Here is a 24,874-nt window from a genome sequence, read left to right as displayed (position 1 = left end):
TGCCGGCGGCCTTGGGTTTTCCAACAGTTTGTAGCCCTGCGAGTTCCCTCCAGAAAGGTCGCCGAATGGGCAGCTTAGCCGGCGCTGCACACTAGCTCGCTTCGCGGAAGCTTTCGGCGGTGGTGAGATCGACCGACACCAATTGACTGACGCCCCGCTCGGCCATGGTCACGCCGAACAGCCGATCGACCCGGCTCATGGTAATGGGATTGTGCGTGATGACCATAAAGCGGGTTTCCGTCCGCTGGCGCATGGAGTCGAGCAGATTGCAAAAGCGCTCGACATTGGCATCGTCGAGCGGCGCGTCGACTTCATCCAGTACGCAAATGGGTGCGGGATTGGTGAGAAAGACGGCAAAGATCAGGCTCATGGCGGTAAGTGCCTGCTCGCCACCCGATAGCAGCGTCATGGTTTGTGGCTTCTTGCCGGGCGGGCGAGCAATGATTTCAAGGCCCGCTTCGAGTGGGTCGTCGCTCTCGACAAAGGTCAGCTCTGCCGTGCCGCCGCCGAACAGGGTGGTAAAGAGCTCCTGAAAGTGCGCGTTGACCCTGCCGAAGGCTTCGGATAGGCGCGCGCGGCCTTCGCGATTAAGCGAGGCGATGCCGGTGCGCAATTTTGCGATGGCCTCGATCAGATCGTCGCGGTCGCGGATCATGGTGTCCAGCTTTTCCTGAACCTCGAGTGCTTCCTGCTCAGCCGAAAGGTTGACCCCGCCCAGCCGCTCCCGCTCGGCCTTAAGACGCTCGAGCTTCTGTTCAGTCGGGGACTCCGCGGGCAGGGGGTCGGCCGGCTTGATGCCCGAGACCTCCAGAGTTTTGCTCGCGGGAATATCTAGGATTTCTTCCGTCTGCCGCTCGATCTGCTGGCGCTGAGCGATAAAGCTCTTGAGGCGTTCCTCGATACGGGTGAGCTCAATCCTGGCATTGGCCAGGGCATCGTTGGCGGTCTTGAGCGCCCGGTGGGCCTCGCGATACCGGCTCTGTGCGAGGTTGAAGCTGTCGCCCGCAGCCTTGTGCTCGATCTTGGCCTGCTGGATCTGGCTGTCGAGCTTGGCGCGGCGGGCGGCAAAGTCATCCGGCGTTTCGGTTGCGCCGCTCAGCTGCGATTGGACCTCGGCGGTGCGGGCATCCAGCGTAGCCAACTGGGCCAGCGCGCCTTGGCGTCGCCGCTCCCAGCTCTGCGTGTCGCGTTGCAATTGAGCGATGCGGCTTTCGCGAAGGCGGGCCGCCGTCTCGAAATTGCCCAGCTTGAGCCGCGCCTGATCGGCACGCTCCCGTAGGTTAGCCAGTATAGTCTGCTTTTCCTCAGCGACAGAATTGGCGTTTTCCTGGGCTGCCACCTCGGCCAGTGCGCGATCGGCCTCACGTTGGGAAGCTTCGACTTCAGCGCGGCTACTGTCGAGGCGCATTCTTGCCTCGGCAAGCGCCGATTGGCGGCTGGCGAGATCACCCCTGGCGCGCTGGGCCTTGTCGACTTCGGACTGCGCGGCGCCAATGGCGCGCTGGGCAGTCCGCCAGGCCTCACGCCGAAGGCGTTCCTCCTGGCGCGCAGCATCGAGTGCTGCTGCGAGGGCCTCGACGTCCCGCTTCCAGGCGTTGCGCTCGCCTTTGGCGCGGGTGATATCCTCATCGAGCTCGGCAAGGCGATTGCGCTGCGCCAAGCGCTGGGCAGCAGGGCTGGGCGCATCGGCAGCAGCGACGAACCCGTCCCAACGCCAGAGGGCACCTTCGAGAGTGACCAGGCGCTGCCCGGGTTTGAGCGCATGCATAAGTGCGGGGCCATCGGCCTCGCCGATAAGGCCGATCTGGTCCAGACGCCGCTTGAGCAGCGGTGAGCCCGTAACATAACGGCTAAGGGGCTCGGCGGCTTGCGGCAAAGCGGGATCGTCGGTGTGATCGACCACGACCGACCAATGCATCGGAGCGCCAGCATCGGAACTCGCATCTAGATCATCCCCCAAGGCGGCGCCAAGCGCGGTTTCATACCCCGGCGTAACCTTGAGTTCGTCGACGATCGCAGGCCAGAGGCTGGCGCCCACGTTGAGCAGCTTGCCCAGCGTCGAGGCCTCTGCCTCCAGCCGATTGAGCGCCGCTTCGAGTTCAGCCAGGCGCGGTCGGGCTGCATCGAGCTGGCCTTGCGCTGCGAGAGCCGCCTCTTCGGCGACAAGCGCCTGCTGCTCGGCCTTGGCGGTCTGCGTCTGCGCCGTCTCGAGCGCTGCGCGCTTGACCGTCAAAGTCTCGTCCGCCGCAAGTTTAGCGGCAATGAGCGCGGCCTCCCGTTCCACTTCGGCGATCTGCTGGGAGAGGCGATTGAGCCGGGCACTCGCCTCCTGCGCATTGCGCTGGGCCTGGGCGCGGCGCGCCCGCACCTGCGCTAGCGCATCGATCGCAGCGCGAGCCTCGGTTTCCGCCTGGGCAACAGCGGCGCGAGCCGTTTCGGCGTCGGTGCGCGCGGCAGTGTAGTCGAGCTGGGCAGCCGATCCTTCAGTTTTCAACCGGACCAGTTCCTCGGCATAGGCGGCAAGTGTGGTCTCGGCTTCGGCGACGAGGTGGCGCTCGCGCTCTCCATCAGCGGCGAGCTGGCGCACCCGGTCTTCGAGTTCGGCCCGGCGCTGGCTCATGCGGCGCGCTTCGTCGGCAAGCTGTTCGGAAAGAATGGTGTAGCGCTGCAGCACGGCGCCGGTTACCGCCTCGCGCTCGCGCAGCGGCTGGAGGGCAGCGTCGGCGGCGGCAAGTTGCTTTTGGGCCTGCAGCTCGAGATGGGTGGCATCGGCGAGGCCGCGAATCAGCACCGCCTGCTGCGCCTCGGCCTCCTTCTCTGCAAAGCGCGCCGCCACCCAGCGAATATGATAGAGCGTCGCCTCAGCACGGCGGATGTCGCCGCTCAACGAGCGGTAGCGGGTGGCGAGCCGGGCCTGGCGCTTGAGCGTTTCGAGCTGTGCCTCGATCTGCTCGATGATGTCGTCGACGCGGTCCAGATTTTGCTCGGCGGCGCGCAGGCGCAATTCTGCTTCATGGCGGCGGGAATGGAGACCCGAAATGCCTGCGGCTTCTTCAAGAAGCGCCCTGCGGGCAGTCGGCTTGGCCGCGATGAGCTCGCCAATTTGCCCTTGGCGCACCATGGCGGGCGAGTGAGCACCGGTCGAGGCATCGGCAAAGAGCAGCTGCACGTCGCGGGCCCGCACTTCCTTGCCGTTGACGCGATAGACCGAGCCGGCCTCGCGCTCTATGCGGCGGGTGACTTCTAGGACATCGGCCGTGTTGAGCGCTGCGGGGGCGGTGCGGTCCGCATTGTCGAGGACGAGGGTGACTTCCGCGGTGTTGCGGGCGGGACGATTGCCGGAGCCGGAAAAGATGACGTCGTCCATACCCGATGCGCGCATGGCCTTGTAGGAGCTTTCGCCCATGACCCAGCGCATGGCTTCGACGAGATTGGACTTGCCGCAGCCATTGGGACCTACAATACCGGTCAGGCCCGGCTCCATGACGAGCACGGTTTCATCCGAGAAAGATTTGAAGCCATGCAGCTTGAGGCGGGAAAACTTCATGGCAGCGCCACCGGAGTGACGCTGCCACTAGAGAGCTTAGTTGACGGGCGTGACACCCGGTTCGCTCGCCGGCGATGCGTCGGTTGCGGGCGCCATGGTGTTGGTGTCGGCCGGAGTTGCCGGAGCCATGGTGTTGCTTTCGGCAGGAGCAGCCGGAGCCATGGCGTTGGTGTCAATGGCGGTGCTGCTGGCCGGCTCGGTCGGGACGAAATCAGCGGGCACAAGCGGGTCGATCTCGGCAGCGAGCTGCTCGAGTGTCTGGCCTCCGGTGAGCGTCTTGCCATTGACATAGAAGGTCGGCGTGCCTGAGAGCCCGAAATCATTGAGCGCCTGATCGCGCACGGCTTCCATGGCCGCGAACAGCTCCTGATTCGTCAATGCAGCGTCGAAAGATTCCTGGGTAAAGCCCAATTGCACGGCAATGTCGAAAATCGCGTCGCGTGGGGTTTCCGAGGTCGCCCAGGTGTTCATCGTGGCGAAATAGGTGTCCACCACATTGGCGTAGTTCTCGGGGCCTGCGGCTTCGGCCAGCATAAAGATGGCGGCGTCGAGCACATTGCGCACGAAGGGGCGGGTGATAAGCCGAACCTTGCCGGTATCGACATATTGCTCGACGAAAGTCGGCTTCACGTCGGTGGCGAACTGGGCGCAATGCGGGCAAGTGGGCGAAACATATTCGATGACCGTCACAGGCGCAGTCTCGCTGCCTTCGAAATGGTCGGTGTAGCCACCGGCGGGAGCCATAAGAGCGGCTTGATCGACGGTGTCCCCGGCGGCAGCTTGGGCGGAGCCGACACCACACAGGGTCAGCGCGGACGCGGCAGCGCCAAGGATGAGGGTGTCACGACGGTTGAATTTCACGGCTAACGCTCCTTTTTTTGCTGGGGGAGACTACACGGGCCGAAAACGTCGGCAAGTGGGCAGAGGTGTCACTGGTCGGTGAACGGACTATCCGCGTTTTGGCTCCGATCGGCTGGCCAGGGCAAGTCCAAGATTTCGTAAGGCTTCACGAACCTGCTCATCTTCGACCTTCTCCACCGCTGCGCCGACCTCACGGACGATCCGCTCAGTGGGCGGCTTTTTCTCGGTTTTCTTGCCTGAACCGGGCGCGAACGGCTCGGGGGAGAGCTTGACCTGCCCCACAAGGAGGAAGCCGAAATAGCGGTTCACTGCAGCGGCGATGGCAGGGCCCTCATGGGCGATGGCTAGGGCATGTCCCGGCACGCAGCGCAGGTATAGCGTTGCCCCTTCCGCGCTGCGTTCGCCGCGCGGCCATGCCAAGCGATCTGGAATAGCGACCTCGCCATAAGGTGGTGGCGCCATGACCGGCCAATGGTTGATGATGTCCCGGCTGGCGAAGCCGCGCTTTTTCAGCACCGGATCGAGTGCGCCGGAGATCGCGTCGGCGACGCTGATGGAGCGATTGCGGCGCTTTGGCTCTGGCGGATCCTTGGACATGGGTTCGGCCTGTGGTGAAGGGCTTGCGCGAAAACCTCGACTACCCCAAATCTGCGCCTCATGCACCTCCCCAATCCGCAGCCCATCGACGCCCAAGCCGTGCTCGCCTGGTATGACCGGCACGCGCGTGACCTGCCTTGGCGGGTGTCGCCGGGTGATCGAGCGCTCGGGCTAGCACCAGATCCCTACCGGGTCTGGCTGAGCGAAGTGATGTTGCAGCAAACAACCGTCGCGGCGGTACGCAGCTATTTTATGCGGTTCACCTCGCTCTGGCCCACCGTGGAGGCACTGGCCGCTGCGCCTCTCGACGCTGTGCTGCGCGAGTGGGCGGGGCTGGGTTATTATGCCCGTGCCCGTAATCTGCATGCCTGTGCCACGGGGGTGGTGCGGGATCATGGCGGCGTATTCCCCGACACTGCCGCAGGACTCCAGCAATTGCCCGGCATAGGCGCTTATACCAGTGCCGCAATCGCTGCCATTTGCTTTGATGAGCCCGTGGCGGTGCTCGATGGCAATCTCGACCGGGTGCTGGCGCGATACTATGCCCTCGAGGTGCCGGTGCGGGACGCCAAGGAGGAGTTGCGTGCAACCCTGCAGCTGTCGGTTCCGGAACGGGCGGGAGACTTCGCCCAGGCGATGATGGATTTGGGCGCGACCATCTGCGCGCCTCGCTCGGTGCTATGCATGCTGTGTCCACTGCAGCCGGGATGTCGAGCCACTCGATTGCCCGATCCGACGATTTATCCGGTGAAGCCGCAGAAAGTCGAGAAGCCGGTGCGGCGGGGCCATGCCTATGTGATGAGCGACCCGGGGGGCGACGTGTACCTCCAGAGCCGGCCGGACAAGGGGCTGCTTGCCAAGATGACCGAAGTGCCGGGGTCCGACTGGGCTGCCACCCTGCCGACGCCGGACTATCCGGCACAGGGCACCTGGCGTCATCGCGGGCAGGTGGTGCATGTCTTCACCCATTTCCGGCTGGAGCTGGAAGTTTGGTCAGCGCAGGTGGATGCCCGTGATCTGGACGGCGGCTGGTGGTCGGCGCCAGATGCCCTTGCGGGTGAGGCCTTGCCGACACTCTATCGCAAAGTACTGGCAGCCGCTGACTTTTGACGGTTGCCGTCCAGCGCTCGCTCGGCCATAGTCGGCTCATCTTGGCCGAATGCCTGGGGAGAATGAGATGAAAGCGACCCTGTCCCAATCGAAAGGAGATCTTTTCAATCAGGACATGACGCTTCATGGACACTCAACTGCCCCACGCGAGGACGCCTGGCCGCCCGCGATCTAAAAACCTTCTCTCCCAGTTCCGTCGAACGAGATCCGCTACCGAGCGCGCCGATGCTGCACGCCGCCAGCGTTGGACGCGGCGCTTCTTCTCCTACTATCGGCCGCACCTGCCATTGCTGGTGGCGGACCTCCTATGCGCGGCGTTGGTCGCCGCCGTAGCGATCGCACTGCCGCTTTGTGCAAATTACGTCACCACGCGGCTGCTCGAGCTCCCTGAGGCGCCGGATGTCGTCGGGCAGATTTTCGCCGTTGGCGGCTTGATGATCGGGCTCCTGACTGTCCAGGTCGGAGCCACCTTCTTTGTGGACTACCAGGGCCATATGATGGGCGCCCGCATCGAAGCGACCCTGCGGCGAGAGTTATTCGAGCACTGCCAGAAGCTCTCCTTCAGCTTCTACGATCGCCAGAAGGTCGGGCAGTTGATGAGCCGGATCACCAATGACTCGCTCTGGCTAGGCGAACTATTCCATCACGCTCCTGAGGACCTGGCCATTGCAGCCCTCAAATTTGCCGGGGCCATGGCTGTGCTGTTCTTTATCGATCCCGTCCTGGCCGGGGTCATTGCGCTACTGACGCCCTTTGCGCTCGTCTATGCTCTTCATTTCAATGGCCGCATGAACGTCGCGCTTCAGCGCAGCAAGGAGCAGATTGCCAGCGTCAATGAGCGGGTGGAGGACGCTCTTGCAGGGATTCGAGTGGTGCAGTCATTCGCCAATGAGCGGCTGGAAGCCAGCCGGTTCGAACGCGAGAACGATTTGTTTCTCGAGAGCCGCCGCGATGGTTATCGGAGCGAAGCATGGTTCTCGGTTGGGGCTGACACTTTTGCTCAGTTGATCACTATTGCGGTGGTCATCATCGGGGCGCTGCGTATCCTCGCGGCAGAGCTGACGGTCGCCGACATCCTGACCATTCTCCTATGCGTCGCAGTGCTGGTCGACCCGGTTCAGCGGATCGCCAATTTTGTACGCCTTTGGCAGGAGGGATATACGGGCTTCGTCAGGGCAATGGCGCTGTTGGATATCGCACCTGAAATCGAGGACCGACCAGAGGCGGTGGAAGTGACCAAGCCGCGCGGTGCGGTTGGTTTTCGCAACGTGACTTTCCGCTACCAGGAGAATGGACAGCCCGTGCTCGCGGGTATTTCACTTAGCATTGCACCGGGCGAATTTGTCGCCCTGGTCGGGCCCTCGGGAGTTGGAAAGACGACGCTCTGCGCGCTGATTCCCCGCTTTTACGAGGTGAGCGAAGGGGCCGTCGAGATCGACGGAATGGACGTTCGGGATGTGACGCTAACTTCGCTCCGCCGCAGCATCGGCGTGGTGCAGCAGGATGTCTACCTCTTCAGCGGGACGGTGGCCGACAATCTGCGTTACGGTCGACCGGACGCTAGCATGGAGGAAGTGGTTGCCGCCGCCCGCGCAGCTCATGCCGATGAGTTCATCTCGGCCCTACCGCTTGGCTACGATACTGATATTGGCCAGCGTGGCGTGCGATTGTCAGGAGGGCAGAAGCAGCGGCTGACAATTGCCCGGGCCTTTCTCAAGGACCCGTCCGTGCTGATCTTCGATGAGGCGACCAGCGCACTCGATAGCGAAAGCGAGCTCGCCGTGCAGCGTGGTTTGATGGCGTTGGCCGAAGGGCGGACCACCATCGTGATCGCGCACCGCCTCTCAACCGTGCGTCACGCCAACCGCATTGTGGTGCTGACGCCCCAAGGCATCGCGGAGCAGGGAAGCCATGAGGCGCTTCTCGCGGCCGATGGCATCTATGCCAGCATGCAACGCACGCAGGCGCGGATCTGAGGCCACAGAAAAAGGCCACCGGGGTAAACCGGTGGCCATAAAGTAGAGCCCGATGGCGATTGGAGGTCAGTATCAGGCAGAAAGCAAATCAAGTTTTGCACGGATGCCCGTGCGCAGTTCGTCAATGGGAGCGATGCGGTCGCCCTGTTCGTGGTGCCAGAAGGTCCACCCGTTGCATGCCTCGGCGCCCTGAACCAGCGCGCCCACCTTGTGGATGGAGCCCTGGTGAGTGCCCGAGACGAGTGAGCCGTCTGCACGAACCATGGCGGAGTAACGGCGACCGGAGTCAAAGAGTTGCGCTCCCGGCTCAATCAAACCTTGCTCCACCAGAGAACCGAACGGGATCCGCGCCTCCTTACGTTTGGGCGTGACCGACTGCAGCGCTTCGAAGACGCCCGGCCGGATTGTAGCGATCCTTTTCAGTGCTGCGTTCACATAGGTTCCTTCGCGCTCGATTCCGATGAAGTGCCGCCCCAACTTGCGCGCGACAGCACCAGTGGTGCCGGTGCCGAAGAACGGATCGAGGACGACATCGCCCGGCTTGGTGGTGGCGTTGAGAATGCGGAACAAGAGGGCTTCGGGCTTTTGCGTGGGGTGAACCTTGTCCTCGTTCTCGTCCTTGAGGCGTTCGGTACCGGTGCAAATGGGAAAGAGCCAGTCGCTCCGCATCTGCGTGTCGTCATTGGCGAGCTTCATCGCCTCGTAGTTGAACGTAACGCGGCTTTTCTGGCTGCGTGCGGCCCAGATCAGCGTTTCGTGGGCATTGGTGAAGCGGGTGCCGCGAAAGTTCGGCATCGGATTGGCCTTGCGCCAGACAATGTCGTTGAGCATCCAGAAGTCGAGATCCTGAAGCGCCGTGCCGACGCGGAAAATGTTGTGGTATGAGCCGATCACCCAAAGGGCGCCATCGGGCTTGAGCACGCGCCGGGCCGCCTGCAGCCAGGCACGCGTAAAGGCGTCGTAATGGGCAAAGCTCTCGAACTTGTCCCAGTCGTCATCCACCGCATCGACCCGGCTCTGGTCGGGGCGGGTTAGCCCCTGGTCCAACTGCAGGTTGTAGGGGGGATCAGCAAAAATTAGATCAACCGAGCCGGCCGGCAAGGCATTCATGTGGTCGATGCAATCACCCACAAGAATGGTATCGATCGGGAGACGCTGTGCCTCCTCCGCAGCGGCCGAAACGGCCGTACGCGCGGTACGCAACATACACTTAACCCTAACGCAGTACTAACAAGCCCGTTATAGCGGGCGGGGGTTAATGGAGCGTTCTTAAGGGGTTAGCAGGGGGTTAAGAGGGGTGTGCCCAGTCAGGCGGAGAGCGCCAGGGTAAGCCGCAAGCGAGCCTCTGCCACGGGAGCAAATTCCTCGCGGTGATGGCGGCAGGGGCCGTGCTCGGTGAGGGCGCGCATATGCTGGGGCGTGGAATAGCCCTTGTGGCTGGAAAAGCCGAAATGGGGCGCGTCACAGTCCATGATCCTGCACATGCGGTCGCGCGTGACCTTGGCCACGATGGACGCAGCGGCGATCGAGACAGACCGGGCGTCGCCGCCGATCAGCGCCAACCCGTCGCAGGGCAGGCCCATGGGCACGTCGCGGCCATCGATCAGCACGCGATCGGGGCGCAGCGAGAGCGAGCAGGCCGCGCGGGCCATGGCCCACAGCGTCGCGCCGCGAATATTGCGCGACAGGATGATCGAGGGTGGCGCCACAACAACCGAGACCACGGCAGTGGCAACGATCTGCTCGAAGAGGGACTCTCGCTCGTCTTCACTCAGCTTCTTGGAATCGTTGAGCCCCGGTGGGATGCGCTCGGGGTCGAGCACCACCGCCGAGACCACGACGGGACCGGCCAAAGGGCCGCGACCAGCTTCATCGACGCCGGCGACCACGCGCGCGCCACGCGCATTGAGCGCAAGCTCATGGCTATAGTCGGGCTCGGTCTGGACGGGCGAATCGATCAACATTGCCGCCAGCATGGCTGCTGGGGTGTTCCAGTCAATCACCAGACGATCACAGCCGCGCCAGCATCGTCAGAAGAGGCGGTTGAGCAGTATTCAATTCCGATGGGATCAGGGCCTTTAGGTCGAGTCCTTCACCACGATCTCTCCTTTGCCTTCTGCCCGCCGCGCTGCTGGGGTATCAGGAAAAGTGCTGACCCGCAGTTCATCGAAAGTGAACCATGAACATCCGAACCGGCCTAGCCTTGTCGCTGCTCGCTGCCTCGTCCCTGGCCGTGTCCGCGGAGCCGTTCCACCACCCGTTTGGGGAGTGGCGGGAATATAACCGCGATTGGCTGGCGGCCTGTCCGGACGAGATCGATGAGGATGGGGCGAGCTATTATGAGTTTTCGTGCTTTGCCAGCGCGGGTAGCCAGGAGCTCAATTCGGCCGGGTTGCCGGCCTACAAGCTCTCGGTGATCCGCAACCGGCTGACCGGCACGCTTGACGTCACCATCACCGTCGCTGCCGATGGTGTGGAAGTTGACGAAAGCCGTCCCCTGGCTCTCGAGTTTAGCGGCGAGCCAGCAGTTGAACTGCTGGTCGGGGAGGCGCTGGAAACCCGCCATAACACGATCAACCAGTACTTCCTCGCCGATCCCGCACAACTAGAGAGCGTATTGGCGAAGATGAAAGAGCGCACTTCCGTGACGATGGGGATCCCGGTTAAAGGGGAGCGGAAAGTTCGGCAGGTCTGGATATCGCTGCAAGGCGTGCTGGCTTCGCTCGATTTCATGGAAGCCTATGCGCGCCGCGTTGCGCAGTACTGAATAGAGAACCATCCAGATGCCTGCCAAGCCAGGAGCCTCGCTGCTCTTTGACATCGACGGAACGCTGGTGGACAGCGATCCGCTGCACCTCGTAGCCTTCAACGAGGCTTTCGCGCCGTATGGCCATAGCTTCGACAAGTCACGCTTCGTCGCCGAACTGCAGGGCCGTGCGAACGAGGCGATCGCGGACGATTTTCTGCCGGACCTGGCCCATGACGACGCCATGGCCGTGATGGCCAGCAAGGAAAAGCGCTTTCGCGAGATTGCCAAAGACGGCGTTGACCCGGTGCCAGGCCTTTTGGCCCTGCTCGACTGGGCCAACGACCACGGTGTCGCAGTGGTCGCGGTCACCAATGCACCGCGGGCAAATGCTGAAATGCTGCTTGAAGCGCTGAGCCTTGTCAGCCGTTTTGCTCATGTGGTGATCGGGGCCGAGCTGGCCCATGGCAAGCCGCATCCGCTGCCTTATCTTAAGGGGTTGCGGCTCGTCGGCGGCAGAGCCGAGCATGCTGTGGCATTCGAGGATTCCCGCGCCGGCATGGCCGCGGCCAAGGCGGCCGGCATTGCCACCGTCGGCATCATGACGGGCCTTGACGAGCAGCAGATGGAGGAGGCGGGTGTCAGCCTGTCCGTACACGACTTCGCCGACCCGCGCGTGCTCGAACTCGTCGCTCGAACCACGTTGGAGTAGGCCTAAAAGAGGCTCATCTGCCGGTCTTCGAGCCGCGGCGCGACAAAGAGGTCGCTGCGCAGCACTGGCAGTTTGCCATCCAGGCCATAGCGCTCGCGCGCCTTGTCGAAGCGCTGGCGGAGGAGGGTCGCGTATGGGCCCTCGCCGGTCATCCGAGTGCCCCAGCGGGAGTCGTAATCCTTGCCGCCACGGGTGTCGCGGACCAGCGAGAGGACATGCCGCACCCGGTCGGGGAAATGGCGCAGCAGCCATTCGCGGAAAACGTCGCGTACTTCGCCGGGCAGGCGCAGCAGGATCATAGCGGAACTCTTGGCGCCCTGCGCTGCGGAGGCATCGAGGATGCGCTCGAGCTCCATGTCGTTGATCGCCGGAATCATGGGGGAAGCAAAGACGGCGGTGGGCACACCGGCTTCGCTGAGGAGCCGCATTGCTTCGAGCCGGCGGGCAGGCGAGGAGGCCCGTGGCTCCATCTTGCGGGACAGCTTGTGGTCCATCGAAGTCATCGAAATGGCCACCTTCACCAGCCCGAGCTTGGCCAATTCGGTCAGCAAATCAAGGTCGCGAATGATCAGCGCCGATTTCGTGGTGATCATCACCGGATGGCGCGTCTCCAGCATGACTTCTAGAATACCGCGCGTCAGCTTGTGCTTGCGCTCGGCGGGCTGGTAGGGGTCCGTATTGGTACCCATGGCAATCGGCTTCACCCGATAGCTCTTGGCGCCCAATTCCGCCCGCAGCGCCTCCACAGCGTTGACCTTAACGTAGATGTCTCGCTCGAACTCAATCCCCGCCGAGTGCCCGAGAAAAGCATGGCTGGGCCGGGCATAGCAGTAGGAACAGCCATGCTCACAGCCGCGGTAGGCATTGAGCGAGCGCTCGAACCCGATGTCCGGGCTGTCATTGCTGGTGATGATGGTCTTGGCGCGCTCGGTGTGTTCCACCGTTTCGAAGATCGGTAGCGGCTCGACGGTGGACCAGCCATCATCAATGTTCTCACGCACATGCTTTTCAAAGCGCCCTGTCCGGTTCGACTGCGCGCCCCGCCCACGAACACGATCGGGATCCAGCAGCTCCCGCCGCGCCAGATCCGCGTCGCGACTGCGGCTCAGTCGTTCAAGGGCCTCAAAGGAAGGGGCCTGATAAAGGGCCATGTTCGTTCTCCTGATGGATCCTCGAATCGGGAGGAAACCTCACGGCACAGATGTAGCAATCAGGCTAGAACAAAACAAGAACTTAGCGGTAGGAATACCATCGGGTCGAATGCTGCTGAGCAGCAGGTGCAAAGCAGAACTGCGACAAAATGGCTGGACGAGCGAACGCATGAGGCATAAACCGGCCAACCCTGCTGCTACGGCGTGCATGGTTGGATCAGGGCTTCCCCACTCCCGTCGGGTCGGACGGAGGTGCAGAGCCCCAGGCCTGAACGTCACCTGCTGACAACCACTGTCACATCGGTCCGCCAAGGTCCTGTCGAAACAGACTGGGCCCAATCGTCGTCCCGGCAGACCACACATACTCATCGCGAGGGAGCATCATGAGTACCGACGCCACACCATTCGACACGGCCCCTGCAGCACCGGCGTTCGCCCAGGATCATGCCGCCAGGAACAAGCTGGTCATTGCTCTGCTGCTGGTTTCAACTTTTGTCGTGTTCCTCAATGAAACCATCATGAGCGTGGCCATTCCGCACCTGATGGTCGATCTGGGCGTCACCGCAAGTGCCGCCCAATGGCTGACCACTGGTTTCCTTTTGACCATGGCAGTGGTGATTCCGATCACCGGTTTCCTGCTGCAGCGGATGGACACGCGGCCCATCTTCATGGTGGCCATGTCGACCTTCACTGCGGGCACCCTGATCTGCGCGGTTGCGCCAGGGCTCGAGCTGCTCGTGCTCGGTCGCGTCGTGCAGGCTGTCGGTACTGCAATCATGATGCCGTTGCTGATGACCACGGTGATGTCGCTGGTGCCACCGGAAGCACGCGGCAAGACCATGGGCAATATCTCGATCGTCATATCTGTCGCGCCCGCCATCGGTCCGACCATTGGCGGCTTCATCCTCGCCAATCTCGATTGGCGCTGGATGTTCATCCTGGTGCTGCCGATCTCGATCGGCGCACTGGCGCTGGGTGCCCGCAAAATCCAGAACGTTTCCACCCCCCGCTACGCGCCACTCGACATTGTCTCGGTGGTGCTGTCGGCACTTGCCTTTGGTGGGCTGATCTATGGGCTCGCCAGCTTTGGCGAAGGCATGGCCCATGCCGGCGAGGCTCCAACCGTGCCACTGTGGCTGCCGCTCGTGATTGGTGGCGTAGCGATGGCGCTCTTTGTCTGGCGGCAATTGCGCCTACAGAACGAGGATAAGGCGCTGCTCGACCTCAGAACGTTCCTGTCGCCCAACTACCGGGTTTCGGTGGGCTTGATGCTCGTTGCCATGATGGCGCTTTTCGGCACCATCATCCTGCTGCCGATCTATCTGCAGAACGTCGTCGGCCTGGACACCCTGCAAAGCGGGCTAATGCTGCTGCCGGGCGGGCTCGTCATGGGCCTGCTCGGGCCCGTCGTTGGGCGTCTGTTCGATCGCGTTGGGCCGACCGTGCTTGTTGTGCCCGGAACAGTGCTGGTTTCGGCCGTGCTCTGGGGCATGACCCTGGTGGGCCAAGACACGCCCATCTGGGCCCTTCTGGCGGGGCACGTGGTGCTCAGCATCGGGCTGGCGCTGATCTTTACGCCGGTGTTTACCTCGTCCATGGGGTCGGTGCGCAAGGAGCTCTACTCCCATGCCAGTGCGATCCTGGGTTCGGTGCAGCAACTGGCAGGCGCTGCGGGCATCGCGCTCTTTGTGGCGGTGATGACCATCCGAACCGCTTTGCTTGCGGCTGCAGGTCTCGACCAGGTGGAGGCTCTCGCCGGTGGCATCCGCCTCGCGTTCACGGTCGGAGCGGTGATCTCGCTGTTCGCGATCCTTGCCGCCTTCTTCATCCGTCGTCCGGAAGGCGGCGGACCAGAGATGGGTCATGGTCACTAGAAACGAGAAAGGGCGCCGCGAGGCGCCCTTTTTGTATGGGCGATCAGATCGAACCTGGTTCAGCGCTCACTGAGGCGCGGCATCAACTCGACGAAATTGCACGGCTTGTGGCGATAGTCCAACTGATGGGTGAGTATGCCTTCCCAAGCATCCCGGCAGGCCCCGCGCGATCCGGGTAGGCAGAAGACAAAAGTCGTGCCAATGAGGCCGGCGGTTGCACGCGACTGCAGGGAACTGGTGCCCACCGTAGTAGCCGAATACTGGTGGAAGAGCACCGAAAAGCCGTCCATCCGCTTGTCGAAGAGGGGCTCGACGGATTCGGGCGTGACGTCGCGGCCTGAAAAGCCCGTACCGCCAGTGGTCAGCACCACATCGACATCCGGATCGGCAACAAAGGATTGCACGGCGCGTCGGATCAGTTGCACATCGTCGCGGACGACTACGCGGTCGGCGCAGCGATGCCCGTCGGCTTCAAGGAGGCTCTTGAGCAGGGCTCCCCCGGTATCGGTTTCGAGCGTGCGCGTGTCGGAAACCGCAATGACTGCAATCGAGAGGGGCTGAAAGGCGCGATTCTCAAACCGGTCCATTTTGAACATGGCGCTTCTCCTCTGCGGTTTCGAGCAGCTCTTCGGGCACCTCAGGCTCATCGGGCGGAGGCACAAAGTCTTCTGTATCAGTCCGCGGGTCGAGCGCAACGGCCTCCGGCGTTGTTGTGGTGTTGCCCGGCATCGGCTGGAACGGCGCACGATCGCCCGCGTCGGGTGCAGTGCGCACCTGCATACGCAAATAGGCAAAGGCAGCGATGACCGCGTGAAATATTACGGTGACGACGAACAGGGCAACCGGGCCAAGCACGCCCATCAGCAGGGACGCGACCGCCGGTCCGATGGCGAGGCCCACGCCCAGAATAAGCAGCATGCCACCGGCAATACGCGCGAACTCGCCTTCTTTGGCGAAATCGTTCGCATGGGCAACCGCTATGGCGTAGAGCGGGTTGGCAGCAAAGCCGTAAGCGGCGAAGAGGACGAACATCAACCAACCCGACGACGGATTGATGATGATCAGGAGCAAGCCTATCACCGCCGCGAAGCTGCCCAATCCCACAAGAACGAGGCGGCGATCGATTCGGTCGGAGAGGCGTCCTGCCGGTATCTGCGCCAGGGCGCCAAGGATCGCCGCCGAGGCAAAGAGCAGGGCAATGCCGCTGGCATCGAGCCCCTGCGCATAGCCATAGACCGGTGCCAGCGTGCCGAAGGCGCCATTGGCCATGCCACAGGCAAACGCCGCGACGGCGGCAACCGGAGAGGTGCGATAAAGCAGCCTAACGTCCACCTTGGCAGTGGCAAGCGGACGCGGCTGCGGGCTGGAAGTCAGCGCGGTGGGCAGCACCGCGCAGATGAAGCTGATGGCGCCAAGCACGAATGGCACGTAACCGGCCGTGCCGGTGAGCGACATGGCCAATTGACCCAGGGTGGAGAAGGCCATGTTGATGGTAGTATAGATCGAAAAGATCGTGCCGCGGCTCTTGTTATCCGAGACCTCGTTCAGCCAGCTTTCGACGATCATCGCGGCCCCGGCGAAGCAGAAGCCCGATAGGGCGCGCAGTAGGATCCAGCCGATATCCTCCACCCACAGAAGATTGAGGAGAATGGTGATGGTGCCGATCGCCGCCATCACCGAGAAGGCTCGGATGTGGCCCACATTGCGCACGATAATGGGGACTGCAATCGAGCCGGCGACAAAGCCGATGGACCAGCCTGTTCCGATCAGGCCGAGCGACACCAGCGAGAAGCCCTCCTGTGCTCCCCGCACCGAAAGCAGTAGTCCCTGCAGCCCTCCGCCGAACATGAGAAAGGCGGAGCCCAAGAACAGGGCGTAGATTTTTACGACTGAGGCCATGGTGCAATCAGGATGGGAGTGTCGGTGACGAACAAATCACGCGAAGGTGAAACAAATGTTCTGTTCGCCGCTTCGCGTGGCGGTTTTTTGACATCTCGCCGCTTGGCGGGGTCAATCCAGTCCGAAAGCGTGCATCTTGAGCCGCAGGCTCAGCATGTCCTTCCAAGCCTGCTGCTTGGCGGCCGGGTTGCGCAGGAGATAGGCGGGATGCAGCGTCGGCATGGCCTCGGCGCCGTGCGAGCCGATGCTCACATTGCTCCACTTGCCCCGCATCTTGATGATGCCATTGGTGGTGGAAAAAACCGTCTGCATGGCCGGTCCGCCCAGCGTCACCACAATGCGCGGCCCCACAAGCTCCACCTGCCGCTGAAGAAACGGCAGGCAAAGCGCCAGCTCTTCCGGCGTTGGGGCGCGGTTGCCCGGCGGTCGCCAGGGCACGGTATTGGCAATGTAAACCTTGGTGCGATCAAGCCCGATCGCTGCCAGCATGCGGTCCAGCAACTGGCCCGATTTGCCGACGAACGGTTTGCCCTGCCTGTCCTCTTCGGCTCCCGGCGCTTCCCCGATCAGCATGATCTTGGCCCCTGGGTTGCCATCAGCAAAAACCAGCTGCGTCGCCCGATGCTTGAGGCCGCAGCCGTCATAGGCCCCCAGCAGATCGCGCAGCGCGTCGAGGCTCTGTGCCGAACTGGCAAGGCTCCGGGCCTCGGTGGGATCCCCACCCAGCGGCAATGCATCGGGCGGGCGCTCCGCCACTTGTGCCGCCGCCTTGGGTACAGCTCGCGGGGACGGCGGCCTTTGCGCGAAACGGTCGACCGGCTCCTCGCCCACGGCAAGATCGACGCCGGCTGCCCGATACCAGTCGAGCACCGAGAGCATTTCGGCGTGATTTAGCGGTCGATCTTCGGACATGTTCTCTGTTATGTCACAGCCCGTTTGGCGCGGCCAGCCGCGCGTTCCTCGATGAGAGCAGTCCTATATGGCAGAGGCCGGTAGCCGCGAAACCCTTTCGACCGACGTTGTCATCGTCGGAGCAGGGCCATCGGGCCTGTCGGCTGCCATCCGGCTCAAGCAGCGCCATCCTGAACTGAGCGTCACGGTGGTCGAGAAAGCCGCCGAACTGGGCGGACACATTCTCTCGGGTGCGGTCATGGACCCGCGCGGTCTCGATGCCTTGATGCCCGACTGGCGCCTCAAGGGCGCTCCGGTGGGTCCCGACGTGACCCGCGACACCTACCACTACCTGACGGCGAAGGGCAGTTTTTCAGTGCCTCACAGGCTGATGCCGCCCCAGCTCAGGACGCCCGGTGCCGTGATCATTAGCCTCGGACATCTCGTGCGCTGGCTGGGCGAACAGGCAGCCGAACTGGGCGTGGACATCTTTCCCATGACTGCCGCCGTGGATGTGCTGGGCGGCGCGGGCGAGCCGGTCCGAGGCATCATCACCGGCGATCTCGGCCGCGACCGTGACGGCAATCCCAAGCCCGGCTTTGCAGAAGGTATCGCGCTTGAGGCCAAATATGCTCTTGTTGCCGAAGGCGCTCGCGGGTCGCTGGCCAAGGCCCTGATCGGCGATCACGGGCTTGCGGCAGACCCGCAGAAATATGGCCTGGGCATCAAGGAAGTCTGGGAGATCGATGCGGCCAAGCACGAGGTCGGACGGGTCGACCATTATCTCGGCTATCCGCTCGACAATGAAACCTCGGGCGGCGGCTTTGTCTACCATGCTGAGGATCGCAAGCTTTATGTGGGACTGGTTACCTATCTCGATTATGCCGATCCCGCCCTGTCGCCTTTTGATGAGTTCAATCGCTTTAAGCAGCATCCCGCAGTTGCACCGCTGCTCGAGGGCGGAATGCGCCTCAGCTATGGTGCTCGCGCCGTCACCGCGGGCGGCTGGCAATCCATCCCGACGCTGGCTTTCCCCGGTGGCGGGTTGATCGGCTGCGCCGCCGGCTTCATGAACGCGCCGCGCCTCAAGGCCATTCACAACGCCATTCTCTCGGGTATCGGTGCTGCCGACGCGGTGGGCGATGCCATTGCCCATGGCCGGCAGCACGACGTTGTCGAAGATTTGCAGGAGCGGGTGCTGGAGACTGGCATCGGCGCCGAACTGCGCGGCGTCCGCAACGTCAAGCCACTCTGGAGCAGACTGGGGACCATTGCGGGTGTGCTGGCGTCGGGAGCCGAGATGTGGAGTTCGGCCATTCTGGGCCGCTCGGTCCTGGGAACGCTGCACCACAAAACCGCGGATTTCGAGCGGCTCAAGCGACGCGATGCGGTGAAGGGACGCAGCTACGATCGGCCAGATGGCAAGCTCACCTTTGATCGCGCCGCTTCGGTCTACCTCGCCAATATCGCCCATGATGAGGATCAGCCGGTGCATCTGCGCCTTGCCGATCCCACTATCCCGATTCGGGAGAACCTACCCACCTATGGGGAGCCGGCGCCGCTCTACTGCCCCGCCGGCGTCTACGAAGTGGCCGAAGAGGGTGGGGCACCGGGGTTCCGGATTCATGCTGCCAACTGCGTGCATTGCAAGACTTGCGACATCAAGGATCCGGCACAAAACATCACCTGGGTGCCGCCAGAGGGTGGCAGCGGGCCGAACTATTCAGGCATGTAGAGCTTGCTCGATCACGCTGTGTGGCGTGGTCTTGCGGCCAAGTCGCAAAACAGACAATCTTCGCCGCCACAAAGGGCCTCGCTGGCCAAGGGAGAATTGAGCCTCGTGACATCGCTAATCACTCGCCTGGTGCGCCCCGCTGTTCTTTCAATGCTGCTCGTGGCGCCGGTGTTGGGTCAGTCGACACAGACTGCTCAGACCCCCATGATCCAGCTGCCTGATGCGCTCGATTTTCTTTCCTTGTCACGGGTCAGCGAAACGGGCTCCTATCTCGCAGGTCAGCTGGCGCTGAGTGAACTCCGGACCGATGAGGCGGCGCGCTACTTCAGTCAAGCGGCACGAGCTGACTGGGACAATCCGGTGCTGGTCGAGCGGGCGTTCATCGCCTACGCAGCGGACGGTCAGATCGGGCAGGCCGCCGCTACCGCCAAGCATCTGCTGGAACTCGATCCCAACAACCAGCTTGCCGAACTGTTGATCGCAACCGAAGCGCTCAAGGAGCGCCGCTACGATGCCGCCGAGGAACTGCTTGGTCAAATCGGCCTGGATAGCTTCACCGGCATCACTGGGGGGCTCCTGCGTGCCTGGGCTTTGGTTGGCGACAATCGCAAGGAAGAGGCTGATGCCCTGCTGGACCAGCTTGGCGCCACGGGACTGGAGGATTTCCTCGTGTTCCATCGCGCGTTAATGGCTGAAGCTGCGGGCGAGACTGACCAAGCCATCGAGTTGGCTGGACGCGCTTTCGATGCCGAGCCTTTCGTCGCTCGCATCGTTGAAGTCTATGCGCGCATTCTCGCCAACTCCGGGCGCTTCGAGGAGGCCAAAGACGTATTAGCCGAGTTTGAAAATCGCGGACTCAATCATCCGGTTGTCAATGTCGTGCGCGAGCAGGTGGAGGCCGAGCAACGACCCGGCGTGTTCGCCACCAGTGTGCAGGTCGGGGCCGCTGAGATGTTCCACGGCATCGGTGTGGCGCTAGCGCGTGACGGCAGCATGGATCTGGCCGTGGTCTTCCTGCGCCTTGGTCTGTATCTCGATCCTTCGGCCGATGTGATCGCGCTGGCACTTGGCCAGATTTTCGACAGTGCTGGGCAGCACGAAGCCGCCAACCGGATCTATGAGGCGGTGCCCGCCACCTCGACCATGAAGCCGACTGCGATTGTGCGCATCGCAACCAATCTCGATGCGACGGGAGACCGTGAGGAGGCGCTGCGCCGGTTGAGCAATATCGTGGCCACCCGTCCCGAGGACCTGGAGGCCGTTTCGGTTTTAGGTGATCTCCTGCGCTACGACGAGCAATACACCGAAGCCGCCGACGCCTATACCAAAGCGCTTGATCTCACGGGCGGTGAGAACCCTTCGGATTGGCGCTTCTACTATGTTCGCGGTATCGCCCATGAACGCGCCAAGCAGTGGCCGCAGGCGGAAGCCGATTTCCTCAAGGCGCTCGAGCTCAACCCAGATCAGCCGCAGGTATTGAACTATCTAGGATATAGCTGGGTCGACATGGATATGCATCTTGAGCGCGGACTCGAAATGATCGAGAAGGCAGTCGAGGCGCAGCCGCAAGACGGCTATATCGTCGATTCGCTTGGCTGGGCTTTCTACAAGCTCGGGCGCATCGACGATGCGGTGGCCACATTGGAGCGCGCCGTGTTGCTCATGCCGAACGACCCTGAGATCAACGACCACCTGGGCGACGCCTATTGGAGGGCCGGGCGCAAGCTCGAGGCCCGCTTCCAGTGGAACGTGGCAGCTTCGGTGGACGAGGTCGGCAATGTGAGGGAGCGGGTCACGCCCAAGCTGGCCAACGGCCTCCCCGATGAAGACGTCAATGTGAGAGAGGCGGCAAGTCAGTAGTCCTTGGCATGGGAGAGCCGATTGTTCAGCTGGCGCCAGCCAAGATCAACCTTGCGTTGCATGTGACGCGGCGGCGCGAGGACGGCTACCATGACCTCGAGAGCTTGGTGGTCTTCGCAGATCTGGCCGATGAAGTGGAGGCGCGACCCTCCGATGCCGATGCGCTCACCATCAGTGGGCCCTTTGCGGCGGGGCTGAACGCTGGGGAGGGGAATCTCGTGTGCCGGGCGGTGGCGGCCTTTCGTGCCCGCTGGCCGCAGGCCGTTGAGCACCCCTTGGCGCTCCACCTTATCAAGAACCTGCCGGTAGCCGCCGGCATTGGTGGCGGTTCGGCGGACGCCGCGGCCGCCCTGCGGTTGATGGCAGGCCTTTCAGCAGAACCAATTCCGGTGGCGCAACTGGCAGATCTCGCGGCCGGCCTTGGTGCCGACGTCCCGGCGTGCCTCCTCTCAACGCCGTTGATTGCTCGCGGCGTTGGGGAGGTTTTGTCGCCGCTGCCCGACTTCCCGGCCTGCCATGTGGTACTGGTCAACCCTTTGGTGCCGCTTGCGACAGCTGACGTGTTCCGCCGCTTGCGGGCCCATGACAACTATCCGCTGCCCGAACTGCCTGCACCTATGACCCGTCCGGCTCAGCTTGGTATCTGGTTGGCTGAAACGCGGAACGACCTGCAGCCCCCGGCAGTCAAGCTCGTGCCCGAAATCGGCGACATAGTTGCGCATCTTGCCGAAACTCAAGGGTGCATTCTGGCGCGGATGTCTGGCTCGGGCGCAACCGTCTACGGCCTTTTTGGATCCGAAGCGCAGGCGCACCAAGCAGCACAGGACATGCGGCAGGCCAATCCCGGCCACTGGGTGGCGGCCGCTCCGCTACTCCAGCCTCATATCAGCTAGTATGCGCGCAATACGCTGAATTCGACAACGTCGCTCAAAAGCTGCCGCATCTCTGAGGATGGCAGCACGTCCAGCGCTGCCTGGGCGGCGCGCGCATGGCCGTGGGCCTGATCGAGCGTGCGCGAGAGTGTCTGGTGACGCTCCATGATCGCGACGACTGCGGAAACCTGTTCGGCAGTGGCGTCGGCATCGCCCAGAGCTGTGGAGATGGTGCTCCGCTCGTCCTCGGAGCCCTCGGCAAGGGCAAGGATCACGGGGAGGGTCATTTTGCCTTCGCGCAGGTCGTCACCGGTGTTCTTCCCCAGCGTACCGGCCTGGCCACCATAATCGAGCACGTCGTCGACCAACTGGAAGGCGTTGCCGAGAGCCAGCCCGTATCGGGCAAGGGCGCGGCGACCTTCCTCATCGGCCCCGCCGGACATGGCGCCCACTTCACAGGCGGCCTCGAACAGCACGGCAGTCTTGGCGCGGATGACCTCCGCATAGTCGTCCGGCGTCGTTGTAAGATCACCTGTCTTGGCGAGCTGGAACACTTCCCCCTCTGCCATCACGGCCGAGGCGGCAGAAAGTACACCAAGTGCAGCGATCTCGCCGGTCTCCACCATCATCATGAAGGCTTGCCCCAGCAGGAAGTCCCCGACCAGGATCGAAGCCTTGTTGCCCCAAACCATGCGCGCCGCCTTCTTGCCTCGGCGCATGTCGCTCTCGTCCACCACGTCGTCGTGGAGAAGCGTCGCATTGTGCATGAATTCCACGGCAGCGGCGAAATTGACAGCCGAACCATTGCCTTTGCCGAACAGTGCGGCGGCAGCCACGGTCAGCATGGGGCGCAGGCGCTTGCCGCCGCTGTCGATGAGGTAGCGGGCCAGCTCAGGCACCATCTCCACGTGCGAATCGGCGCGCGACAAGATCAGGGCGTTGACCTTGCCCATGTCGTCTTGGGTTGCCTCAAGCAGCCGTTCGATTGGGCTAAGGGCAGGCACGTCTTTGGTCTGCGTCAGAACTGACACCGTTTTCTTCCTCATTGCCTTCTTGGGCAAATCTGGTTGAGCCCGTTGCACCGGCGCATATAAGCTCACGGCGAACAGGCCTTGCGGGTGCGATGTCCCTAGACCAGCCAAATGCCTTTGTAAAACACCATTCGGTAACGCGCGACGCCTTTTTAGGTGGCAAGCTTACTCTGTCGCAGCCGTCCAAGGGGTTCCGGGCCGGGCTCGACAGCGTGTTGCTGGGCGCAGCTGTGGGCGGAGGGCGCCGTCTGCTGGATCTCGGCTGCGGCGTGGGAACAGCAGCCTTTGTTGCGCTTGTGCACCATAGCGGGATGGAGGCCACCCTCGTCGACAGCGACGGAGAGGCGCTGCAGTTGGCTTCGAGCAACGCTGCGGATAACCGCCTCGCCGGCCGTACCCAGACCATTTCTGCCGATGTTGCAGCCAAGGGAGCCCAGCGCCGAGCTGCAGGACTGGCCGAAAATGCCTATGACACTGTCATTGCCAACCCGCCCTACTTTATCGAGGGCAAGGGTACATTGGCTGGTGATCAGAGCCGCGCCGGTGCGCGCCACATGGATGCGGCAGAACTTGATCTCTGGATCAAGGCGGCGACCACCAGCGCCACTGCTGGGGGAGTGATCATCTTCATTTTCCCCAGCGAGGGGCTCGCGCCGCTGCTGAGTGGCTTTGTGCAACGTTTTGGGTCGGTCACCATCCTGCCGTTGTGCTCCCGGCCTGGGGGGCCTGCCACCCGAGTTTTGATCCGCGGACGAAAGGGCTCGCGGGCGCCGCTGACCCTGCTTGCCTCTCGCGCCCTGCACGACGCAGAAGGTCGTGCCTTCCGGCCAGAGTTCGATGCGATCTTTCGGGGGGGGGCTCGGCTCGACTGGTAATTGTTGCTGGCGCAGCCTAAATCTCGGACGATCTAGAACAAGGATTGTGAATGGCCGTCGACATCAAACGCCGCAGCTGGCTTTCCCGTATCATGAGGCGCGGCACGGTCATTCCCGTCGTGCGCCTGCATGGCGTGATCGCAGCTGAGCAGCGGCAGGGACGGCTCAACATCGCGACCGTCGCGCCGCTGTTGCGGCGCGCCTTCGCCATCAAGTCAGCCCCCGCCGTGGCCATCATCGTCAACTCGCCTGGTGGATCGCCAGTGCAGAGCCGGCTTATTTCCAAGCGCATTCGCGACCTTGCCGATGAGCACGACAAGCCAGTTCTCGTGTTCGTCGAGGATGCTGCGGCCTCAGGCGGCTATTTCATCGCCGTTGCTGGCGATGAGATCATCGCAGACCCGTCCTCAATCGTGGGCTCGATTGGCGTCATCATGGCTGGGTTCGGCTTTGTCGGTACTCTGGAAAAACTCGGCATCGAACGGCGCGTCCATACGGCGGGCAAGAACAAGTCCACGCTCGATCCGTTCCTGCCGGAAAAGGCGAGCGATATCGAACGCATCAAGCAGTTCGAACTCGACATCCACCAGGTGTTCATCGATCACGTCAAAGCCCGCCGCGGCAGCCGGCTCAAGGCCAGCGACGATGTGCTCTTCACCGGTGAGTGGTGGCCCGGCATCCGCGGCGTCGACCTCGGGCTGGTCGATGCCATCGGAGATATTCACGAGACGCTACGCGCCCGCTATGGCAATGATATTCAGTTGAAGGTCATTGAACCCAAGCGATCCTGGTTCGGCATTCCGCGCCTCGGCTTCACCGGGGAAGCCGCGGCTACAGTCGAAGACCGCGCTGTCTGGGGGAGATTCGGCCTATGAGCGCGATGCTCCTGCGGGTCCTAATTTTCGCGGCACTGGCGCTGTTCATTGGGCTCAGCGTACGCAAGATCTGGCGTGACTGGCAGGGTCAGTTCAAGGCGGAAGACGAGGAGAAGCGGCGCCTCGAGCGCGAGCGCGACCTGCGGGAACGCCAGCGGCCGGACGTCATCGACCTCAAGCGCGACGAAGACGGCACCTTCCGCCCTGGCGATGACGACAATCGGCGTTGACCCTGGCGGTGGGTCAAACTAGAGCATTGTCC

21 protein-coding genes are annotated in these 24,874 nt (G+C 62.9%); 11 read left to right on the top strand and 10 right to left on the bottom strand.

All coding sequences use genetic code 11. The annotated features are described in order from the left end of the window. Nucleotides 1-91: 91 nt before the first annotated feature. From smc to QOV41_RS16400, 3 genes are all read right to left on the bottom strand, one after another. Nucleotides 92-3,547 carry a chromosome segregation protein SMC gene (gene smc / locus QOV41_RS16410; protein WP_284577871.1) on the bottom strand — a complete coding sequence of 1,152 codons (3,456 nt, stop codon included), beginning with the start codon at nt 3,545-3,547 and terminating at the stop codon, nt 92-94. Between the two features lie 36 nt (nt 3,548-3,583). Then, nucleotides 3,584-4,408 carry a thioredoxin domain-containing protein gene (locus QOV41_RS16405; RefSeq protein WP_284577870.1) on the bottom strand — a complete coding sequence of 275 codons (825 nt, stop codon included), beginning with the start codon at nt 4,406-4,408 and terminating at the stop codon, nt 3,584-3,586. Nucleotides 4,409-4,495: 87 nt separating this feature from the next. Continuing rightward, a complete protein-coding gene (locus tag QOV41_RS16400; protein ID WP_284577869.1) occupies nt 4,496-5,005 on the bottom strand; it encodes a DUF721 domain-containing protein in 510 nt (169 codons plus the stop codon). Between the two features lie 60 nt (nt 5,006-5,065). Between QOV41_RS16400 and QOV41_RS16395 the strand changes: the two genes are divergently transcribed. Continuing rightward, nucleotides 5,066-6,115, top strand: a complete 1,050-nt coding sequence (locus tag QOV41_RS16395) for an A/G-specific adenine glycosylase (RefSeq protein WP_284577868.1) — start codon at nt 5,066-5,068, stop codon at nt 6,113-6,115. 125 nt (nt 6,116-6,240) lie between these two features. Continuing rightward, nucleotides 6,241-8,091, top strand: coding sequence for an ABC transporter ATP-binding protein (locus QOV41_RS16390; RefSeq protein WP_284577867.1), 1,851 nt, complete (start codon nt 6,241-6,243; stop codon nt 8,089-8,091). Nucleotides 8,092-8,163: 72 nt separating this feature from the next. Here the strand turns inward: QOV41_RS16390 and QOV41_RS16385 are convergent, their stop codons facing one another. Continuing rightward, nucleotides 8,164-9,297, bottom strand: a complete 1,134-nt coding sequence (locus tag QOV41_RS16385) for a site-specific DNA-methyltransferase (RefSeq protein ID WP_284577866.1) — start codon at nt 9,295-9,297, stop codon at nt 8,164-8,166. Nucleotides 9,298-9,398: 101 nt separating this feature from the next. Further along, nucleotides 9,399-10,094: a ribonuclease HII gene (locus QOV41_RS16380; protein ID WP_284577865.1), complete on the bottom strand. Its 696-nt coding sequence runs from the start codon at nt 10,092-10,094 to the stop codon at nt 9,399-9,401. Between the two features lie 176 nt (nt 10,095-10,270). Here QOV41_RS16380 and QOV41_RS16375 point away from each other — a divergent pair, with 176 nt between their 5' ends. Continuing rightward, nucleotides 10,271-10,858, top strand: coding sequence for a hypothetical protein (locus tag QOV41_RS16375; protein ID WP_284577864.1), 588 nt, complete (start codon nt 10,271-10,273; stop codon nt 10,856-10,858). A gap of 16 nt (nt 10,859-10,874) precedes the next feature. Beyond that, the gene (locus QOV41_RS16370) at nt 10,875-11,549 is read left to right on the top strand and encodes an HAD-IA family hydrolase (RefSeq protein WP_284577863.1); all 675 of its coding nucleotides are present in this window, start codon (nt 10,875-10,877) and stop codon (nt 11,547-11,549) included. 2 nt (nt 11,550-11,551) lie between these two features. Here QOV41_RS16370 and QOV41_RS16365 read toward each other — a convergent pair whose 3' ends face one another. Next, nucleotides 11,552-12,700 (bottom strand): PA0069 family radical SAM protein, encoded by a 1,149-nt coding sequence (locus tag QOV41_RS16365; protein ID WP_284577862.1) that lies wholly within the window; start codon nt 12,698-12,700, stop codon nt 11,552-11,554. Nucleotides 12,701-13,083: 383 nt separating this feature from the next. On the opposite strand from QOV41_RS16365, the gene QOV41_RS16360 reads away from it, so the two are divergent. Then, on the top strand, nt 13,084-14,574 hold the full coding sequence (locus QOV41_RS16360) for an MDR family MFS transporter (RefSeq protein WP_284577861.1): 1,491 nt from the start codon (nt 13,084-13,086) through the stop codon (nt 14,572-14,574). Between the two features lie 59 nt (nt 14,575-14,633). Here QOV41_RS16360 and moaB read toward each other — a convergent pair whose 3' ends face one another. The 3 genes from moaB to QOV41_RS16345 form a co-directional block, all read right to left on the bottom strand. Beyond that, the gene (gene moaB / locus QOV41_RS16355; protein WP_284581358.1) at nt 14,634-15,161 is read right to left on the bottom strand and encodes a molybdenum cofactor biosynthesis protein B; all 528 of its coding nucleotides are present in this window, start codon (nt 15,159-15,161) and stop codon (nt 14,634-14,636) included. Further along, complete coding sequence (locus tag QOV41_RS16350) at nt 15,148-16,473, bottom strand: MFS transporter (RefSeq protein ID WP_284577860.1); 1,326 nt, start codon at nt 16,471-16,473, stop codon at nt 15,148-15,150. The genes moaB and QOV41_RS16350 overlap by 14 nt, the downstream gene beginning before the upstream one ends. Before the next feature lie 111 nt (nt 16,474-16,584). After that, nucleotides 16,585-17,385 carry a uracil-DNA glycosylase gene (locus tag QOV41_RS16345; RefSeq protein WP_284577859.1) on the bottom strand — a complete coding sequence of 267 codons (801 nt, stop codon included), beginning with the start codon at nt 17,383-17,385 and terminating at the stop codon, nt 16,585-16,587. A 67-nt stretch (nt 17,386-17,452) separates the two neighbouring features. Here QOV41_RS16345 and QOV41_RS16340 point away from each other — a divergent pair, with 67 nt between their 5' ends. From QOV41_RS16340 to QOV41_RS16330, 3 genes are all read left to right on the top strand, one after another. Further along, nucleotides 17,453-19,099, top strand: coding sequence for an electron transfer flavoprotein-ubiquinone oxidoreductase (locus QOV41_RS16340; protein WP_284577858.1), 1,647 nt, complete (start codon nt 17,453-17,455; stop codon nt 19,097-19,099). A gap of 105 nt (nt 19,100-19,204) precedes the next feature. Then, entirely contained in the window at nt 19,205-20,959 is a 1,755-nt protein-coding gene (locus QOV41_RS16335; protein ID WP_284577857.1) for a tetratricopeptide repeat protein, read from the top strand. Between the two features lie 8 nt (nt 20,960-20,967). Next, nucleotides 20,968-21,852 (top strand): 4-(cytidine 5'-diphospho)-2-C-methyl-D-erythritol kinase, encoded by an 885-nt coding sequence (locus QOV41_RS16330; protein ID WP_284577856.1) that lies wholly within the window; start codon nt 20,968-20,970, stop codon nt 21,850-21,852. On the opposite strand, the gene QOV41_RS16325 is transcribed toward QOV41_RS16330, so the two are convergent. Then, nucleotides 21,849-22,862, bottom strand: coding sequence for a polyprenyl synthetase family protein (locus QOV41_RS16325; protein ID WP_284577855.1), 1,014 nt, complete (start codon nt 22,860-22,862; stop codon nt 21,849-21,851). The two genes, QOV41_RS16330 and QOV41_RS16325, sit on opposite strands and share 4 nt — an antisense overlap. A 92-nt stretch (nt 22,863-22,954) precedes the next feature. Here QOV41_RS16325 and QOV41_RS16320 point away from each other — a divergent pair, with 92 nt between their 5' ends. From QOV41_RS16320 to QOV41_RS16310, 3 genes are read left to right on the top strand one after another with little or no spacing between them, the layout of a single operon-like run. Further along, nucleotides 22,955-23,737, top strand: coding sequence for a tRNA1(Val) (adenine(37)-N6)-methyltransferase (locus tag QOV41_RS16320; RefSeq protein ID WP_284577854.1), 783 nt, complete (start codon nt 22,955-22,957; stop codon nt 23,735-23,737). A 50-nt stretch (nt 23,738-23,787) separates the two neighbouring features. Further along, on the top strand, nt 23,788-24,612 hold the full coding sequence (locus QOV41_RS16315; protein WP_284577853.1) for a S49 family peptidase: 825 nt from the start codon (nt 23,788-23,790) through the stop codon (nt 24,610-24,612). Continuing rightward, nucleotides 24,609-24,842 carry a hypothetical protein gene (locus QOV41_RS16310; RefSeq protein WP_284577852.1) on the top strand — a complete coding sequence of 78 codons (234 nt, stop codon included), beginning with the start codon at nt 24,609-24,611 and terminating at the stop codon, nt 24,840-24,842. Before QOV41_RS16315 ends, QOV41_RS16310 begins: the two co-directional genes overlap by 4 nt. Nucleotides 24,843-24,874 lie beyond the last annotated feature (32 nt).

It is taken from the genome of Devosia sp. RR2S18 (genome assembly GCF_030177755.1).
GTDB classification, from domain to species: domain Bacteria; phylum Pseudomonadota; class Alphaproteobacteria; order Rhizobiales; family Devosiaceae; genus Devosia; species Devosia rhizosphaerae.
This window is presented reverse-complemented; position numbering and strand designations above follow the sequence as displayed.